This window comes from Methylorubrum populi (assembly GCF_002355515.1).
GTDB lineage: Bacteria > Pseudomonadota > Alphaproteobacteria > Rhizobiales > Beijerinckiaceae > Methylobacterium > Methylobacterium populi_A.
This window is the reverse complement of record NZ_AP014809.1, coordinates 5,582,642-5,600,494: the sequence shown is the minus strand read 5'-3', so window position 1 is coordinate 5,600,494 and position 17,853 is coordinate 5,582,642. Positions and strand designations below refer to the sequence as shown.

The window sequence follows — 17,853 nt, the reverse complement described above, 5'->3', positions numbered from 1 at the left end:
GTCAGACACCCGCATACATCCGGCCGGGGTTGAAGATGCCGGCCGGATCGTGCGCGGCCTTGATACCGGCGGTGATCCGCATCAGCGGCTCGGGCAGCGGATCGAAAACGGGCACGGCCGCCCGCAGCGTCTCCGGCGCCCGCACCAGCGTCGCGTGGCCGCTGCCGGCCGCCTTCACCGCACCTCGGATCGCCGCGGCGCCGGCATCGTCGACAGGGTCGGTGGCGAGCCAGATCAGGCCGCCGCCCCAATCGTAGAACCAGCGAGCGGCGCGCGCGGCCCCGATCGCCGCGGCGACCGCCGGCCCGCGCATCGGGGCGGTGGAGATGCGCCAGATCGCGGCCTCCCGCGGCTCGGCGAGCGGAGTCGCGTCGCGCACGGCCCGCCAGAGCGCGGCGCTGTCCTCGCCCTCGACGACGCGTGCATCGCCGAAGCGGCGCAGGAGGCGGCGCAGCTCGCCGAGACGGTAGCTCACCGACTTCGCGAAGCCCTCGACGCGCATCAAGGTGCGCGGCTCGGGACCGCCGACACCTCCGGGCAGATGGGCGGCGCCGGTCAGCTCGAACGGCGAGCCGAGGGCGGCGGCGAGCGCCTCGACGGCCGCCGCGTCGGCGAGGCCCGGCAGGATCAGGGTCGCGACCTGCTCCTGCACCGGCAGCACCTTGAAGGTCACCTCCGTCAGCAGGCCGAGCGTGCCCCACGACCCGGCCATCAGCTTCACGAGGTCGAGACCGGTGACGTTCTTCATCACCCGTCCGCCGGACTTGATCGGCTGGCCGCGGCCGTTGACGAAGCGCACGCCGATCAGGCTGTCGCGGGCCGCACCCGCATTGATGCGGCGGGGCCCGGAATTGTTGGCCGCCGCCACCGCGCCGAAGGTCGGCTCGCCAGTCGAGCCGAGGAGCGGGCGGTGATCCATCGGCTCGAAGGGCAGCATCTGCCCACGCTCGGCCAGCAGCGCCTCCACCTCGGCGAGCGGCGTGCCGGCGCGGGCGGCGACCACCATCTCGGCCGGCTCGTAGAGGGTGATGCCGGTGAGCCCGGTCGCGGAGAGCGTCGCCTCGTCTTGGGGCGGACGGCCGAACGTCGCCTTGGTGCCGCCGCCGACGAGCCGCAGCGGTTCCGAGCGGCCCGCAGCCTGCGCGACGATGGCGGCCGCCTCCTGCTCGCTGGCCGGCGCGTATGAGGTCATCGTTTCCGTCCCGTGGGGTTTCTTATGGTCGTTTCGCAAGAATGTCCGGACTCAAACCCCGATCGGACGAGCCTGGCAAGACGGGCTTCATACACGCCTCAACGGGCCGGCGCGGGGAGCCGTTTCGGAAAACGCTCCCGCGCCACCGTGCGCAGCCCCGCAATGTCGAGAAACCAGACGAGCGGGCCGTAGACCAACACCCCGACCACGACGCAGACCGGCAGCGCCAGCGCCGGCTCCAGGCCTCGGAACGGCAGGATGCCCAGGACCATCGCGAGGCAGGCGGCCGCGGTCAGGGCGATGTCGCGAGTGGGCAGGCGCAGGCGCTCGGTCCCGGTCAGCGCCCGCAGGCCGAGCACCACGACCGCTGCGGCGAGACCCAGGGTCTGCGCGACGGCGACGCCCTGCGGTCCGATCCATCGCGGCAGGAGGACGAGACCGAGACCGTTGACGGCCAGGCCGGCCATGGCGGCGGAGACGACCGGGCCGGTCCGGCGCCGGATCTGGAAAACGGGGTTGAGCGCGAAGTTCATGATCGAGAGGCACAACAGCCCCGGGATCAGCAGGTCGGTATAGTCGGCGAACGGACCGCGGAACTCCTCCGGCACGATCAGCGCCTGCAGGGCCGGCGTCACCGCCCAGTAGCCGGCGGCGCAGGGCAGGAGAAGAGCCACCACGATGGCGATGTTGCGCGAGACCTGGGTCTCGGCGGCTTCGCGGCCGTGATGCTCCTCCGCCTGCACGGCGATCTGGAACAGCAGCAGGTCGAGCGCCGCGCCGAGCGTCGAGAAGGCCCGCGAGCCGAGATCGGCGGCGAGGGCGAAGTAGCCGGCCTCGGCAAAGCCCGCGGTCCCGGCGATGGCGGCGCGGTTGAGGAAGGGCATGAGCTGGTAGACCGCATTGGCGGCGATCAGGGGCAGGGCATAGGCCGCGAACAGGCGCAGGGTCTCCCGTATCCGTTCGCGGGGCAGGGCGGAGGCCTGGCCGAGCGCCTTGTCGCCGAGGACCTTGCGCATCGGGATCACTGCCAGGAACTGGCTCGTTCCGCCCGCGATCAGCACCCAGACCGGCTGCGGAAACAGCCACGCCGTGCCCGCCATCAGCACGAAGGCCAGGACGTTCTTCCACACCACGAGCCGGAGATAGGCGCCGCCGATGAAGCGGGCGCGGGCAAGCGCCGCGTGGTAGTCGAACAACCCGATGCCGATCGCCGCGACCATGGTGCCGGCCGTCATCACCAGCCGGCCCTGGGGGGTCGGATCGACAGCGATCCCGAGGCCGGCGCAGAGAGCGGCGGCGGCGAACAGCGCGAGCGCGACGGCGCCGTAGCCCCGGTCGAGCCCGCGCCGGATCCACGGCTCGGCCTCGCGCACCCGCGCCGAGTAGAACCGCGTCGCTGAGAGCCGCAGCCACTCGAACAGGAGCGTGTTGAGCACGACCGCACCGGCCGTGGCCAGGGCGAAGCGGCCGAAATCGGCCGGCCCCAGCATCCGGGCGATAGCGATGCCGAGGACGAAGTTGAGCCCGGCATTGAGGACGAAGGCGGCGATGACGGCCATGGGACGGGATACGCTGCTCGCTCAGCCTGGAGCCTGTCGGCGAAATTCGCAGCTAGCCGCCAACAAAGCCTGAATTGTGGGGCGATCGCGCCACCACCGTTCCGGTCCGCATGCGGACCGAGGCTTGCCGCGCCCCGCCGCGGCGTGCGCGGCGGCAACGGGTCGAAGCCCGAACCATGCTATGAGCCCGCGGCCCGAAGCCGAGACTCGCGATGTCTGTCGATCTGCCCTTCATCACGAAGGTGTTCGCCGCGCTGTTCGCCATCATGAACCCGATCGCGAACGTGCCGGTCTTCCTCTCCCTCACCGAGGGCGCCTCCGATGCGGTGCGGCGGCGGGTTGCCGTCACCGCATCGGTCGGGACCACGATCGGCTGCTTCGTCTCGCTGGTGGGCGGGCAGGCCGTCCTGGATGCCTTCGGGCTCAGCGTCGACGATTTCCGCTTGGCGGGCGGGCTGATCGTCCTGACGATCGCGCTCTCCATGCTGCAGGGCTCGTCGAGCCGAACGCATGAGCGCGATCCCAAGGAGAAGCAGGAGGCGATCGATGCGCAGAGCGTCGCCATCTATCCTCTGACAATCCCCCTGCTCGTCGGTCCGGGGACGATCGCCACGCTCATCGTGTTCGGGCACACCGCCGAGACCCAGGGGAAGTGGCTGGACGTCGCGATCGGCCTCGGCGGCTTTCTCGTCCTCCTGGCCGTCGCGCTGCTCTCCGCCCCCTGGCTCGGCCGCCACCTGTCGGCGACGGCAACGGCGATCACGCGCCGCCTGATGGGCATGATCCTGGCCGCCGTCGCGATGGAGATGATCGTGACGAGCCTGCGAAACCTGTTCCCCGGCCTCAGCCAATGAGGCGCAGGATGCCTCCCCGACGCGGGCGTCCCATGACGGGGTGCTACAGCCAGCCCCGCCTGCGGAAGTACAGCAGCGGCGCGATCGCCGAGATCACGATCAGCGCGAGACCGTAGGGGTAGCCGTAAACCCAATCGAGTTCAGGCATGTGCTTGAAGTTCATGCCGTAGATCGAGGCGACCAGCGTCGGCGGCACGCCGACCACCGACACGACGGTGAGGACGCGGAAGGCGTTGTTCTGCTCGATGTTGATGAGCCCGAGCGTGGCGTCGAGCAGGAACTGGACGGTCTCGGAGAGCCGTGTCTCGAACTCGTCGATCGAGGCGATGTCGCCCGCCAGGGTGTCGAAGCGGGGCAGGTCGCCCTCGCCGAGCCCCTGTTGGCACTCGCTCTTGGCGAAGGCGATGATGCGCCCGAGCCCGAGCAGGCTGGCACGGACCTTGGCCAGCGACTTGCCGTGACGCCCGACCGAGCGCAGCAGGCGGCGCAACGCCAGGTCGCGGCGCTTGGGAGCGGTGGTATCGCCCTTCCGCGCACCGGGGCGCGCACCGGCATCGAAGTCGAAGATGCGGGTGGACAGGCTGTCGAGGTCGGCCGACATCTCCTCCAGCAGGTCGGCGAGGTTGTCGACCAGTTCCTCGACGACGAGCAGGAACATCCGCGTGCTGGTGCTGCCGTCGCCATCCCCGTCATCCACACGCTTGCGCACTGCCGCGAAGGCCCGCATCTCGTGGAAGCGCACCGTGACGAGGTGATCGGCGGTCAGCAGGAAGCCCAGCGGCTTCAGGCTGAAATCCGAGCGGTCGAAGGTCACCATCGGCGTCGAGAGCGAGAGGCCGTCGCGGTTGCGGCGCAGGCGGCTCGACGATTCCACCTCGCTGAGCGCGGCGCGCGACGGGATGCGGATGCCGGTTTTCCGCTCCACCTGCGCCGCCTCTTCCGCGGTCGGATCGTTCAGATCGATCCAGAGAGCGTGATCGGGCAGGCTCGCGCCGCCCGCCGCGCCGCCGTGCTCGACCGCACCGTTGGCCCCGTGCAGGCTCATCATGGGGAGAGATCGTCCCTCTCGCGCGGGATGCGCGGATAAATTCCTGCAGAAACGCCGCAGCGGCGAAGAAGCTGCGCCTTGACTCGAAATCGGCCGGCGCCTATCTCGCGACCGTCGTTAGCACTCACGTGTTTAGAGTGCTAACAATCAGGTGGAGCGCGGTCGCCCCGGCCGCATCAAGACCAACCGCCATTTCGAAGCAAGAGGGCAGCTCATGAAGTTCCGTCCGCTGCACGACCGCGTCGTCGTCCGTCGCATCGAGAGCGAAGAGAAGACGAAGGGCGGCATCATCATCCCGGATACCGCCAAGGAGAAGCCGCAGGAGGGCGAGATCGTCGCCGTCGGCCCCGGCGCCCGCGACGAGCAGGGCCGCGTCAACGCCCTCGACGTGAAGGTCGGTGACCGCGTGCTGTTCGGCAAGTGGTCCGGCACCGAGGTCAAGATCGACGGCCAGGATCTCCTCATCATGAAGGAATCCGACATCATGGGCGTCGTCGCCGCCTAAGGCAGCCGCCCTTATCCACCGCCCTTCGAGGCCGCGTCTCGCAGGCTTCAGGGCTTTCCGACACTCTCATCTGAGGCAGGTACTCACATGGCAGCGAAAGACGTTCGTTTCTCCGCCGACGCTCGCGACAAGATGCTGCGCGGCGTCGACATCCTCGCGGATGCCGTCAAGGTCACCCTCGGCCCCAAGGGCCGCAACGTCGTCATCGAGAAGAGCTTCGGCGCGCCCCGTATCACCAAGGACGGTGTGACGGTCGCCAAGGAGATCGAGCTCGCCGACAAGTTCGAGAACATGGGCGCCCAGATGGTGCGCGAAGTGGCCTCGAAGACCAACGACATCGCCGGTGACGGCACCACCACCGCCACCGTGCTGGCCCAGGCGATCGTCCGCGAGGGCGCCAAGTTCGTCGCCGCCGGCATCAACCCGATGGACCTGAAGCGCGGCATCGACCTCGCGACCCAGGCCGCCGTGAAGGACATCACCGCCCGCGCCAAGAAGGTCGCCTCCTCCGAAGAGGTCGCCCAGGTCGGCACGATCTCCGCCAACGGCGACAAGGAGATCGGCGAGATGATCGCCCACGCCATGCAGAAGGTGGGCAACGAGGGCGTCATCACCGTCGAGGAGGCCAAGACGGCCGAGACCGAGCTCGACGTCGTCGAGGGCATGCAGTTCGACCGCGGCTACCTCTCCCCGTACTTCGTCACGAACGCGGAGAAGATGGTCGCCGAGCTCGAGGATCCCTACATCCTCATCCACGAGAAGAAGCTCTCCTCGCTGCAGCCGATGCTGCCGGTGCTCGAGGCCGTGGTGCAGACCGGCAAGCCGCTGCTCATCATCGCCGAGGACATCGAGGGCGAGGCGCTCGCCACGCTCGTCGTGAACAAGCTGCGCGGCGGCCTGAAGGTCGCGGCGGTGAAGGCTCCGGGCTTCGGCGATCGCCGCAAGGCGATGCTCGAGGACATCGCGATCCTCACCAAGGGCCAGACCATTTCCGAGGATCTCGGCATCAAGCTCGAGAACGTCGCCCTGCCGATGCTCGGCCGCGCCAAGCGCGTCCGCATCGAGAAGGAGAACACCACGATCATCGACGGTCTCGGCGAGAAGGCCGACATCGAGGCCCGCGTCGGCCAGATCAAGGCGCAGATCGAGGAGACCACCTCGGACTACGACCGTGAGAAGCTCCAGGAGCGTCTCGCCAAGCTCGCGGGCGGCGTCGCGGTGATCCGCGTCGGCGGCGCGACCGAGGTCGAGGTCAAGGAGAAGAAGGACCGCGTGGACGACGCGCTCAACGCCACCCGCGCCGCGGTGGAAGAGGGCATCGTCCCCGGCGGCGGCACGGCTCTGCTCCGCGCCAAGAAGGCGGTCGCCGAGCTGAAGTCCGACGTTCCGGATGTCCAGGCCGGCATCAAGATCGTGCTCAAGGCGCTTGAGGCCCCGATCCGTCAGATCGCCCAGAACGCGGGCGTCGAGGGTTCGATCGTCGTCGGCAAGATCACCGACAACACGGGCTCCGAGACCTACGGCTTCAACGCCCAGACCGAAGAGTACGTCGACATGATCCAGTCGGGCATCGTCGACCCGGCCAAGGTCGTGCGCACCGCCCTCCAGGACGCGGCCTCCGTCGCCGGCCTGCTGGTGACCACGGAAGCCATGGTCGCCGACGCGCCGAAGAAGGACAGCCCGGCCCCGGCGATGCCCGGCGGTGGCATGGGCGGCATGGACTTCTAAGTCCACGCACCCGATCGAAGACGGAGAAGGGGTCGCCGCGAGGCGGCCCCTTTCTCTTTGACTTGCCCTAAGATTACGGAGCGGCCTGCCGGCTGTGAGCGGCCCCTCCCCAAGAAATGCAGACGAACTGTATCCTATGCGATAGCCGCCGACCCCGTGTCTGGGCAGCCTCGCCTCATCAAGGGTCTGATGTCTGCAAACGCCGTGACGGATCGTACACCTGCCCCATCCCCTCCCTACATTCATATCCGCGAGGAAATGCTCGGCCTGATGCGGGCACTGACGGAGGGAATGCGGATCGATAGCCTGATGGCCGATCAACTCTCTCAGATTTCCGATCGGGCCCGGCTCTGCGGAGAGCTGGAAATGGCCGACGGACTCCTCGACGTGACGCGCCAGCACCGGGTGGCGGTGCTGGAGGGACAGGGCCGGCTCGCCGCCCTCGAAGCCCGTTACGCGGTCTTGTTCCCCGACGAGTCGTAGAGCGCCGCGGGCATCGGTTCGACAGGAGGCAACGGCCGTCGGAAAAGCCATCCAGGAACGAAGCGCGACAGCCGGGCGGCGGCGACGGTGCGCACCCCGATCACGCGGAAACCCTCTCAGCCCTTCTTTTTCTTGCCCTTCCGCTCCTTCGAATCCTTGTCCTTGCCCTTCTTCTCGCGGCCTTCCTTGGCGGCCGGCGCGTCGTGGTCCTTGCCGTCCCACACCGCAGCGAAGGGGCGGCTGGCCAGCGCGCGCTCCGGAAGCGGCTCGGCGGCGCGGGCCTTCGCCGCCGCGTCCTCGACCCGGGTCTCGCCCTTTCGGAACGGTGCGTCACCGGCGGCGAGGGCGGAGAGGCGGTGGCGATGCCAACCCGGTGTCGCAGTCTTCAGCGAGGGGTGGTGTGGGTCGAGACGGGTCACAAGTCCCTTCACCTCCGCCTCGGACATGCCGTCGGCGATCAGGGCGAAGCTCTCGTTGCCCAGGATCTCACGGATCATGCGCAGCGATGCCACCCGCAGACCCCGCGCCTTGAGCTGCTTCACGACGAGGGTGCGGGCGGCCCTGGGAATCTCGGAGCGGATGTCGGGAAACGCTTCCGGGGCGGAGGCCATCGCCTGCAACACCGCGTAGCCATCGACATCAAGGGCCATGGAGGATTTCCTTCACTTCCGCGACGAGCGGAATCAGCACGTTGGGGACATGGGCGCCGTACTTGGCGGAGAAGGTCGGCGGCGCACCGTCGGCGGGAACCAGCGCGTCGGCCAGTGCAGCCGCCTGGGGAATGCGGGTCTCCAGCAGATGGAAGCCGGCATCCTCGGCCCGCGCTTCCGTCTGGAGCCGGGCCAGGGTGCGCTGATGCTGTCGGACCTGAGCCTGGAAGCGGGTGACGAGAACGTAAGGTGCGCTCCTCGGGGCGATGTGGCTCGCCTGCCGGCCGGAGCGCCGCCAGATCGTCTCGACGAAGGCGTTCAGACCGTAGGTCGAGAGGAAATCGGGGATCGAGGTGACGAGCACGAGGTCGGCGGCCCGCACCGCCACCTCGGTCATCGGCGAGATCCCCGGCGCGCAATCGAAGAAGATGTAGTCGTACTTCTCGGCAAGCGGCGCGAAATCCTCCTGGAAGATCGACCACAGCTTCTCGTCGATGGCGTGCATCGAGAACTTCCGCTCGGTCAGCTCGTAGAGGATCTCCCGTTCGACGAGGCGCAGGTGCGGGCCCGAGGGCAGCAGGGAGAGTGAGAGCGGCGCGTTCTTGTGGACGGTCAGGCTGACGCCGGGCTGGATCCGGGCGGAGAGATCCGGCCTATGGCGGGTGATGAGCTTGAGCGCGAGATAAGCCTCCAGGGTGCGCCCGCGGACGATCATCTCGCCGAGCAGCCTGTCGCCCGCGAGGCAGACCGATACGCTCGCCTGCGGATCGAGATCGACCACGAGCACCCGCGCCCCGTCGGCCGCCAGCGCCTCGGCAAGCATGACCACGGTGGTGGTCTTGCCGACCCCGCCCTTCATGTTCGCCACCGCGATCAGCTTGCCGCCCACCGAGATCCCCTCACAAACGATCCCCACCTCCGGACCCGCTCCGTCCGCAAGCCGAGCCGTTCGACGGCACTCTAGCGCATCGAACCTTGTCGGTGGCCGACTGCGCCTTTCGGCAGAGTGCTGACTGTCACCCGGCGGCTGGCCCGCCAGCGGCGGAGCGCGAGGGCCGATCCGCGACCGCCGCGGACCGGATACGCTATCGTGATCGCGGACATGGGCGGAACACGGCGCGCATAATCCTATTTTGCGAAGCGCCCACGACATCCGCCCTCCGGCGGAGCCCCTTCGACCCGAGGTTCTTCGCTGTGATTTTCCCGACCACCACGGCCTTCTACGGCGCGATCCTGGGCCTGATCTATGCCGGCCTGTCCGGCTGGGTGATCGGCGGCCGGCTCACCGGCAGCGTCCTGTTCGGCAACGGCGGGCAGGACACCCTGCAGCGCCGCATCCGCTCGCACGGCAACTTTCAGGAATACGTGCCGCTCACCGTGCTGCTGATTGCGCTCTACGAGGCGGGCGGCGGCTCCCATGCCTGGGTCAAGGGCCTGCTGATCGTGCTCGTGATCGCGCGCATCCTGCACCCAATCGGAATGTTCGCGCCGACCAACTCGCCCCGGCAGTTCGCCTGCCGCGGCGGCGGCATCCTCGCGACCATCGCCGTCATGACGATCGCCGCGATCCTGCTGCTCCTGCGCGCCGGCTGATCGCCGCTACGGCGCGGCGGCGATGCGCGGTGCCGGGTCTCGCGCGAGCGGCGTCGCCCCCTTGCGTTCGAGCGTCGCGACGGAGAGCGGCTGACCGCGCCCGCGTAGGGAATGCGTGCCGAGCGGCCTGACGATGACCCCCTCGGGCAGCCGCGGCAGCCGCTTCAGAAGATCCTCGGAGATCAGGGTATCGACGCCGAGCGGGCGGCACAGGGCCTCGACGCGGGCCACCACGTTCACGGCATCGCCGAAATAGGCGATCTTGTGCCGGTCCACTCCGACTTCCGCGGTGATCACCCGGCCGCCATGCAGGCCTGCACGCAGCCGCGGAACCGTGCCGAAACGCGCCTCCCACGCTTCGGCCTCCGCCTCGATCCGCTCGCGCACGGCGAACAGGCACTCGACGCAGCGCGCATCCTTCAGACCGCGCTCCATCGGCCAGGTGATCATGGCGAGGTCGCCGATATAGTCGTCGGTCGAGCCGTAGAACCGGCGCACGGGCTCGGCGAGGGTGGCGAAGACGGCGCTGAGATATTCCTGCGCCCGCAGATCGCCATGGGTTTCGGCGAAGGCGGTGGACCCGACGACGTCGAGGAACAGGAAGATGCGCTCCTCCTCAACCGGACGGTGGTAGCGCCCGACGAGGAAGTTGATGAAGACCTCGCCGCCGATCAGATCACGCATGCGGATGACGAAGACGAGCAGCGCCGAGACGGCGAGCGCGTAGGCCAGCACCCGCGGCGTGGTGCGCACCGCCTCCTCCAGACTGTCGCCGGTCAGACCGAGCAGCCAGACGACGAAGCCGCCGAGGGCGTTCCCGACGACGATCATCGCAACGTAGGAGAGTTCTGCCGCCACGACGTACAGCCCGGCGGGCAGGCGGCGGATGCGCGACTGGACGCCGGCCAGCAGCACGCCCCGGTCGAAGGCCAGCGCCGAGATACCGACGCACAGGCCGTAGGTGAAGCCCGCCAGGGGGGTCGCGCCACCGGCGAAGATGACGTTGTAGAGCAGCCCCGCCCCGCCCGAGGCGAGGAGGATGAGGAGCCAGAACCAGCGATGGTGCGGCAGCATCAGTTCGGGCTCCGGCAGCCGTCGGAGGAAGTGCCCGGCCCGTCCACGGCGGCCCAGAGGCCATGCGTGACACGGTCGAGCAGGCGGGTCGACACGGGGGCTCCTTCCGTCGCCGATCAGGAGGTAGGGGAAAACCTCTGATCCTCTTCGGGCTGCCGAAGGCTCATGCCTGCAACGTGGCGCGAATGTGGCGCATGGCCGCGTATAGCGCCTCGGCTGGGCCAGAATTTTTTCGAGCCCGTGACGCGACGCAAGGGATTAGGCGCCCTCCGGGAAGGCGAGAAAGCCTATTCGCCGACCCCGAACAACTTTTCGAGAAAGTTCCGGTCGTCCCGGCTCGGCCCCCGCTCCCGGCCGACGGGGCGCGGGGGAAGGGCGGAGGCGGTCTGCTCCGGTTCGCCGAGCAATGCGCCGATCAGGCCGCCGGGGCCGGAGTCGCGCTCGGGCGGCGCCTCGGGCCGCGGCGCGCGCCAGCGGTTGAGGCCCGGCAGGCCCACGGGCTTCTCGCCCTTGAGCGCCGTGGTCATGTAGGCCTTCCAGATGTCGACCGGCAGGCTGCCGCCCGAGGCCCGCTTCGTCGGCTCGCCGTCGTCGTTGCCGAGCCAGACTCCCGTCACCAGCGTAGCCGAGTAGCCGACGAACCACGCGTCGCGGAATTCCTGGCTGGTGCCGGTCTTGCCGGCCAGTTCCCAGCCGGCAATGTCGGCCTTCTTCGCCGTGCCCATGGTGAAGACGTCGTGCATCATGGCGTTCATCATGCCGACGGCGTTGGGATCGATCACGCGGCCGAGCCCGCCCTCACCGCGCTTGTAGAGCACCTTGCCGGCGGCGCTCTTGATGCTGGCGATGACGTAGGGGATCACGCCGGTGCCGCCGTTGGCGAAGGCGCAGTAGGCGCCCACGAGTTCGAGCGGCGTCACCTCGGAGGTGCCGAGCGCGATCGAGCCGTTGGCCTGGAGCGGAGACGAGATGCCGAGCCGCTGGGCAGTCTGCACCACCGCCTTCGGACCAACCTCCTGGCCGAGCTTCACCGCCACCGTGTTGAGCGAGAGCGCCAGCGCCTCGCGCAGGGAAACCGGGCCGCGGTAATTGTGCGAGTAGTTCTCCGGCGCCCAGTTACCGATGCGCACGGGGGCGTCGTCGCGGATCGTGTCGGGGGTCAGGCCGCGATCGACCGCGGCGAGGTAGACGAAGGGCTTGAAGGCCGAGCCCGGCTGGCGCTTGGCGGTGGTGGCGCGGTTGAACTGGCTCTGCGCGTAGTCGCGCCCGCCGACGAGGGCGCGGATCGCCCCGTCCGGCCGCATCGAGACGAGCGCGCCCTGGGCGACGTTGTAGCGGGTGCCCTTGCCGTTGAGTTCGTCGGTGAGCGCCTTCTCGCCGGCCGCCTGCATGCCTGCATCCACGGTTGTGGCGACGACGATGTCCTCGTCGAATTTTGGCAGGAAGTCGTCGAGCACGTCCATCACGAGGTCGGCGACGTAGTTCTGCGAGCCGCCGCCGCGAGTCGAGGCCGGCCGCGCGGGCTGTGCCAGCGCTACCTTCACGTCCGGGCTCTTGGCAAAGCCCAACTCCTCCATAGCCGCGAGCACCTGGGCCGCGCGGGCCTGGGCCGCCTTCAGGTTGCGGTTGGGCGCGAGCCGCGAGGGCGCCTGCACGAGGCCGCCGAGCATGGCGGCCTCCGCCAGGGTCACGTTCTTGGCGGGCTTGCCGAAGTAGCGCTGTGCCGCCGCCTCGACGCCGTAGGCGCCGGCGCCGAAATAGACCCGGTTCAGGTAGAGTTCGAGGATCTCGTCCTTGGTGTATTTGTGCTCCAGCCACAGCGCCAGGATCGCCTCCTGGATCTTTCGCGAGGCGGAGCGCTCGGGCGTCAGGAACAGGTTCTTGGCGAGCTGCTGCGTCAGGGTCGAGCCGCCCTGCGCCACGCCGCGCCGGGTCAGGTTCTGCGCGATCGCCCGGGCGACGCCGATCGGATCGATGCCGAAATGATCGTAGAAGCGGCGGTCCTCGATGGCGACGAAGGCGCGGGGCAGGTAGGGCGGCAATTCCTTGATCGAGACCACACGCCCGCCGGTCTCGCCGCGATTGGCGAGCAGGCTGCCGTCGCTGGCGAGGATCGCGATGTTGGGCGGTCGCTTCGGCACGGCAAGCTGATCGATCGGCGGCAGCTGCGACGCGTGGTAGGCGATGAGGCCGGCGAGCCCGATCACCGCCCAGATCCCGAGCACGACGCCGGCATAGACCAAACGGCCGAGCCAGGAGCGCCGCCGCGGCGGGCGCCGGCCACCGCCGCCGGACGCCTTGCGGGCGCGCCCCTTCGGGGCCGGCGCAGAGCGGCCGGCCGAACTGCGCTGTCCGCCCGCCGACCGGTCGTTGCGCGACAGGCGCACGTCGAGGCGGCCCGGCTCGCTCCCTTCGGGAATGTCGAAAGTGGGTTCGCTGCGTGGTTTGCGTCCGCGAGACTGCGCCATGCGTTCCATGCGTCCCGGGCTGCCGCTCGGTCCCCGAAGGATCATCCTCCGAGGATTGGGCGCCTCCCGCGACCGTGCTCCCCTTGTCGAACTTCCGGCACAGGCCGTCTTCGCCGGGCCGATCCCCTCGGACGGGGCCGCCGGTCCGTCCTGCGGCACGGCGGTTCGTCCCCTTGCGTCAGAGAGAGTAAATGCGGCGGGTTTAAGGGTTGTTAAGCCACCTGGAGCCCGCTGGGCCCGGCTTTACCGGATCTTCACGCGTGATCGTCTCGCGCGCGATCCAAGGGCCGGCGAAGAGCCGGCGAAGGGCTGGCGCGTCGCGGCAAGTGCCTTTATCGAAGGTCCCGCTCTCGCGGCGCCTGTGCCGGGAGCCGGACTGAACTGGACCGGGACAGCGGGCCCGAAGCGCGGAGGCGTCGGCGTCTCCGACGGCGCCCGGCTGAGCCGTCCCGGATCGAGGCTCGAGGGTTTGATGGTGCGCTCTGCTTTCGTTCTGCTGCACCGGTGGGCAGGTCTGACGGTCGCCGCCTTCCTGCTCGTGGCGGGGCTCACCGGCGCGGTGATCTCCTGGGACCACGAACTCGACGATTGGCTGAACCCACACCTCCACACGGTCGAGAGCCGCGGCGCGGCGATGCCCGCCCTCGACCTCGCGCGCCAGTTCGAGGCCCGGGAGCCGCATGCCCGCGTCGCCTATGTCCCTCTGGCGGCCGAGTCCGGCGAATCGCTGACCCTGTTCGTGGTGCCTCGGGTCGATGCCGCGACGGGCAAGCTGTACGCGCTCGGCTACAATCAGGTCTTCCTCGACCCGGTGACGGGCGCCGAACTCGGCCGGCGGGAATGGGGCCAGGTGTGGCCGATCACCCGCGAGACGCTGATCTCGTTCCTGTACAAGCTGCACTTCTCCCTGCATCTGCCGGAGATGTGGGGCGAGGAGCGCTGGGGCATCTGGCTCCTCGGCATCGTCGCCGTGGTCTGGATGCTCGATTCCTTCGTCGGCTTCTACCTGACGCTTCCCGCGCGAAAGGCTGCCAACCCGGCGGGTCCCGCGGCGGTCGAGCGGCAACTCGGCCGGGGATGGTGGTCGCGCTGGAAGCCGGCCTGGAAGGTGAAGACCTCGGGCAGCGGCTACCGGGTGACCTTCGATCTGCACCGCGCCTTCAGCCTCTGGACCTTCGCGCTGCTGTTCCTGCTCGCCTTCACGGCGTTCTCGCTCAACCTCTACCGCGAGGTGTTCCTACCGCTGATGTCGAGCGTCTCGCAGGTGACGCCCGAGCCGTCGAATACCCGCCCCTTCGTCTCGCCGCTCAAGCCGATCGAGCCGGGGGTGAGTTACGCGCAAGTTCTGGAGGCGGCGCAGGCCGAAGGGCAGCGCCGCGGCTGGAAGGAGCCCGTCGGCGCGCTGGCCTACACGCCGATGCAGGGGTTCTACACGGCACGCTACTTCGAGCCCGGCGACGATCACGGCGCCGCGGGCGTGGGTCCGGCGGCGATCTACTTCGACGGGCAGGACGGCCGGGTGATCGGGGATCGCCAGCCCTGGGTCGGCACCGCTGCCGACATCTTCGTGCAGGCACAGTTCCCGGTCCATTCGGGCCGCATCCTCGGCCTGCCCGGCCGGATCCTGATCTCGATCATGGGTCTCGTCGTGGCGATGCTCTCGGTCACCGGCGTGGTGATCTGGTGGCGCAAGCGCGCGGCGCGGCTCTCCGTGCGCCGCAAGGCCGTCGCGCTGCCCTCCGGCCGGCCCGTACCGGCGGAGTAGCCTCAGCGACCGGCCGTCAGCACCCGACGGCCGGCCCGGCGCATCGGCGCCAAGTCCGAGAGATCGTCGTGATGCAGGAGCAGGACGCCGGTCGTGCCGGCGAGCTTGCGGGCGGCGGACGTGAAGCCGGCATTCGAGACCACGGCCGCCATGTCGCCGGACCAGTGCAGGGCCGCCGCCGCGACCTCCTGCACCGCCGCATTGCCGACCGGACGTCCGTAGCGCTTGCATTGGACCACGAGGCGAATGCCCGATTTCTCGGCGATCACGTCGCAGCCCTGGTCGCCGCTCGCCCCCGTCGGCCGGGCATCCCAGCCCGCTTCGCCGAGCAGCTCGGCACAGTATCGCTCGTAGGCGACCCCGTCCTCCGGCGTGTCGATCACGTCGGGCAGTTCGTGCGCGCAGGCAATACGGTCGACGATCTCGACCATCTCGTCGAAACGCGGCTCGACGTAGTCGGAGAAGCCGCGCTCTTCGATCAACGGCAGAACCGTGCGCTCCACGAAATACGCGCGCTCGCGCAGCCAGCCGTCCTCGATGGTGTTGCCGTAAGCATCGACGAAGCATTCCTGCCGCCGTCTCAGCGCGAGCGTGGCAGCGTGACGCCGGGCGATCCGGCGCACGAGGGAGCGGAACCGGCGCGGTCGGTCGAGGCGGTGGAGGAGGACCGCGAGGCAGGCTGCCACCGTGGCGGCGAAGGCCGGAGCCCCGTAGCGAAGGCTGGCGCCTCCGCCGATGACGGCGACCCAGAATAGGCGCGTGGCGGTGGGCGACCGGCCGGACATCACATCTCCCGCGAGAGGCCGGCTTCGAGCCCGGCACTCGGGGAAGCTGTCCCTTCGAGGGGTTGCCCGACCTCTAACGCCGCCGCCTCACCGCGCCGCCTCTCAGGGGAGACGGCGCATCGCGTGTGGATAAGCATCGGCGGCGAGTCTCGCCCATGCGAGTGCGGCCAGACCAGGTTCGCGCAGGGTAGAGGCGGCTGCCCTCAGGCCGCATCACCGGAACGAGCACGGCCGCGGCGGCGCTGCGGCGACGCATCGCCTTCCTGAGCCGCCTCCGGGGCCGCCTCCGGAGCGGTCTTCGACGGCCATTTCCGACGCTGCTGGCCGAGGCCCATGGTCCGAGCGAGCTGCGACCGGGTCGCGGCGTAGCTCGGTGCGACCATCGGATAGTCGTCGGGCAGGTTCCAGCGCGCGCGATACTCGTCCGGGGAAAGATTGTAACGCGTCCGCAGGTGCCGCTTGAGTGACTTGAATTTCTTGCCGTCCTCGAGACAAACGAGGAAGTCCTGCTGAATCGAACGCCGGATCGGCACGGCCGGAGTCAGGGCCGGCTCCTCGGGCTCGGCCGGCTTATTGGACAATTGTGCGAGTGCCCCGTGGACCGCCGTGATCAGGCCGGGCACTTCTCCGACGGCCAGAGAGTTGTTCCCCACGTAGGCCGATATGATATCCACGGCCAGGGTGACGTAATCGTCAGTGGAGCGATCCTCAACCGACATGCTCAATATCCCTTCTGATATGTGCAAGCGACGAACATCAATACGCGTCGAGCAGGCGACGCTTTCATTGCCGAGCACGAAGCGACTGCGGTGAATGACGCAGGACTTAACCTTTGATGCAACCGCCTGCAAGATGAATTTTATGTTTCAAAAAAATTCAACTGAACTTTCGGCCGTGTGATTGATCGAATTTCGCTTAAACTCGCATATCAAAGTCCAGATATACGCGGGGTTTTTCGGTACAATCCGGCGTATCAAGCTGGGAAGATTGCGTAGATCGACCGGACACGTTCGTGCTGCGATGCAACAACGGTCTGGTCAGAACGACAGGTGAGCGGTTCACAAGGCCTGCTGCGGAGTTCACGCATCACGAAATCCATCCAATTTAATAATATTCACGCCAGATATCTATTCGCAAAAACTTCCACAAAGGTGATTTTTGAATGATTATACGTGCAAATCAGAAATCTTTGTCCGATAATATTTACGGATACATATAGCCCAGGAACAGAGTTGATTGATCAATCCCAAATCTTAAATTGTTGCAATGAACGCTGCATGGCGACGGCACAGCCTCATTTTCATAGATTACAAAGTAGAGGCATCGTCAGCCGTAAGTCACCGGACGTAGGCGGATCAAGTTCAAACGCAGCGCAGAATCAGCCCTTTTTCCACGGGCAGTCCGGAACGAGTGCGGATTCCGGTCGCCGCTTGTCCAACGTCAGTGACCGGATTTCTCGCGCGGGCCGTACGATCTGAATCGCTCGACCGTCTCGGCAACCTCGGTGTCCGACAGGACCACGGGCGTGCCGACCTGAAGGGCGATGGCGTACTGCCGACACAGCGCCTCGACTTCGACCGCGAGCCACATTGCCTTCGACAGGTTCGGACCCGTGGCGATCATGCCGTGATTGGCGAGCAGGCAAGCGCTGCGGCCTTCGAGAGCGTCGAGGGCGAAATCGGAGAGCTGCTGCGTGCCGTAGGGCGCGTAGGGAGCGCAACGGATCGTCGCCCCCCCGGCCATGGCGATCATGTAATGCACGGCCGGGATCTCACGCCCACAGATCGCGAAACCGGTGGCGTAGGGCGGATGGGCATGGACCACGGCGCCGATCTCGGGCCGTGCCGCCAGGATATCGCGGTGAAACCGCCACTCGGAGGAAGGCGCGAGCGGGTGGTCCCATTGCCCATCGAAATCCATAGGCACGAGGTCGTCGGGGCTGAGTTGCTCGGCCGGGATTCCGGACGGTGTGACGAGAAAGCCAGACCCGGATCGAACCGACAGATTGCCCGAGGTGCCCTGGCTGAGGCCGAGATCGAGCATCCGGCGCATCGCCTCGACCATCGCCTGACGGGTCGCGAAAGACGGCACGGGCACCTCCTCGGATAAAGACGATCCTGCGGCGCGGGCGCAAACGGGCTCGGTCGGG

At 68.2% G+C, this 17,853-nt stretch carries 15 protein-coding genes; 5 read left to right on the top strand and 10 right to left on the bottom strand.

What is annotated here, in order from left to right:
- Window position 1: 1 nt before the first annotated feature.
- Both glcE and MPPM_RS26070 read right to left on the bottom strand, forming a co-directional pair.
- A complete protein-coding gene (gene glcE / locus MPPM_RS26075; RefSeq protein ID WP_096487565.1) occupies window positions 2–1,192 on the bottom strand; it encodes a glycolate oxidase subunit GlcE in 1,191 nt (396 codons plus the stop codon).
- Window positions 1,193–1,290: 98 nt separating this feature from the next.
- Complete coding sequence (locus tag MPPM_RS26070; protein WP_096487564.1) at window positions 1,291–2,751, bottom strand: lipopolysaccharide biosynthesis protein; 1,461 nt, start codon at window positions 2,749–2,751, stop codon at window positions 1,291–1,293.
- Between the two features lie 212 nt (window positions 2,752–2,963).
- Between MPPM_RS26070 and MPPM_RS26065 the strand changes: the two genes are divergently transcribed.
- Window positions 2,964–3,605, top strand: a complete 642-nt coding sequence (locus MPPM_RS26065) for a MarC family protein (RefSeq protein ID WP_096487563.1) — start codon at window positions 2,964–2,966, stop codon at window positions 3,603–3,605.
- Between the two features lie 43 nt (window positions 3,606–3,648).
- On the opposite strand, the gene MPPM_RS26060 is transcribed toward MPPM_RS26065, so the two are convergent.
- Window positions 3,649–4,653, bottom strand: a complete 1,005-nt coding sequence (locus MPPM_RS26060) for a magnesium transporter CorA family protein (RefSeq protein ID WP_096487562.1) — start codon at window positions 4,651–4,653, stop codon at window positions 3,649–3,651.
- 214 nt (window positions 4,654–4,867) lie between these two features.
- Between MPPM_RS26060 and groES the strand changes: the two genes are divergently transcribed.
- Window positions 4,868–5,158, top strand: coding sequence for a co-chaperone GroES (gene groES / locus MPPM_RS26055; RefSeq protein WP_012457015.1), 291 nt, complete (start codon window positions 4,868–4,870; stop codon window positions 5,156–5,158).
- An 87-nt stretch (window positions 5,159–5,245) separates the two neighbouring features.
- Window positions 5,246–6,886, top strand: a complete 1,641-nt coding sequence (gene groL / locus MPPM_RS26050) for a chaperonin GroEL (RefSeq protein WP_012457014.1) — start codon at window positions 5,246–5,248, stop codon at window positions 6,884–6,886.
- A gap of 599 nt (window positions 6,887–7,485) precedes the next feature.
- Here the strand turns inward: groL and MPPM_RS26040 are convergent.
- Together MPPM_RS26040 and MPPM_RS26035 are read right to left on the bottom strand one after the other, a co-directional pair.
- A complete protein-coding gene (locus tag MPPM_RS26040; protein WP_096487561.1) occupies window positions 7,486–8,019 on the bottom strand; it encodes a hypothetical protein in 534 nt (177 codons plus the stop codon).
- Window positions 8,009–8,908 (bottom strand): AAA family ATPase, encoded by a 900-nt coding sequence (locus tag MPPM_RS26035; RefSeq protein ID WP_096487560.1) that lies wholly within the window; start codon window positions 8,906–8,908, stop codon window positions 8,009–8,011. Before MPPM_RS26035 ends, MPPM_RS26040 begins: the two co-directional genes overlap by 11 nt.
- A 305-nt stretch (window positions 8,909–9,213) precedes the next feature.
- On the opposite strand from MPPM_RS26035, the gene MPPM_RS26030 reads away from it, so the two are divergent.
- A complete protein-coding gene (locus MPPM_RS26030; protein ID WP_096487559.1) occupies window positions 9,214–9,612 on the top strand; it encodes an MAPEG family protein in 399 nt (132 codons plus the stop codon).
- A gap of 6 nt (window positions 9,613–9,618) precedes the next feature.
- On the opposite strand, the gene MPPM_RS26025 is transcribed toward MPPM_RS26030, so the two are convergent.
- Both MPPM_RS26025 and MPPM_RS26020 read right to left on the bottom strand, forming a co-directional pair.
- Complete coding sequence (locus MPPM_RS26025) at window positions 9,619–10,686, bottom strand: adenylate/guanylate cyclase domain-containing protein (RefSeq protein ID WP_096487558.1); 1,068 nt, start codon at window positions 10,684–10,686, stop codon at window positions 9,619–9,621.
- Window positions 10,687–10,973: 287 nt separating this feature from the next.
- Complete coding sequence (locus MPPM_RS26020) at window positions 10,974–13,154, bottom strand: transglycosylase domain-containing protein (protein WP_096488038.1); 2,181 nt, start codon at window positions 13,152–13,154, stop codon at window positions 10,974–10,976.
- 472 nt (window positions 13,155–13,626) lie between these two features.
- Here MPPM_RS26020 and MPPM_RS26015 point away from each other — a divergent pair, with 472 nt between their 5' ends.
- Window positions 13,627–14,919: a PepSY-associated TM helix domain-containing protein gene (locus tag MPPM_RS26015; RefSeq protein WP_096487557.1), complete on the top strand. Its 1,293-nt coding sequence runs from the start codon at window positions 13,627–13,629 to the stop codon at window positions 14,917–14,919.
- Window positions 14,920–14,921: 2 nt separating this feature from the next.
- Here MPPM_RS26015 and MPPM_RS26010 read toward each other — a convergent pair whose 3' ends face one another.
- The 3 genes from MPPM_RS26010 to MPPM_RS26000 all read right to left on the bottom strand — a co-directional run bounded on the left by MPPM_RS26010 (window position 14,922) and on the right by MPPM_RS26000 (window position 17,795).
- Complete coding sequence (locus tag MPPM_RS26010; RefSeq protein WP_096487556.1) at window positions 14,922–15,704, bottom strand: restriction endonuclease; 783 nt, start codon at window positions 15,702–15,704, stop codon at window positions 14,922–14,924.
- 203 nt (window positions 15,705–15,907) lie between these two features.
- Window positions 15,908–16,423: a Ros/MucR family transcriptional regulator gene (locus MPPM_RS26005; RefSeq protein WP_096487555.1), complete on the bottom strand. Its 516-nt coding sequence runs from the start codon at window positions 16,421–16,423 to the stop codon at window positions 15,908–15,910.
- Between the two features lie 721 nt (window positions 16,424–17,144).
- Window positions 17,145–17,795: a class II aldolase/adducin family protein gene (locus MPPM_RS26000; protein WP_096487554.1), complete on the bottom strand. Its 651-nt coding sequence runs from the start codon at window positions 17,793–17,795 to the stop codon at window positions 17,145–17,147.
- Between the last annotated feature and the right edge of the window lie 58 nt (window positions 17,796–17,853).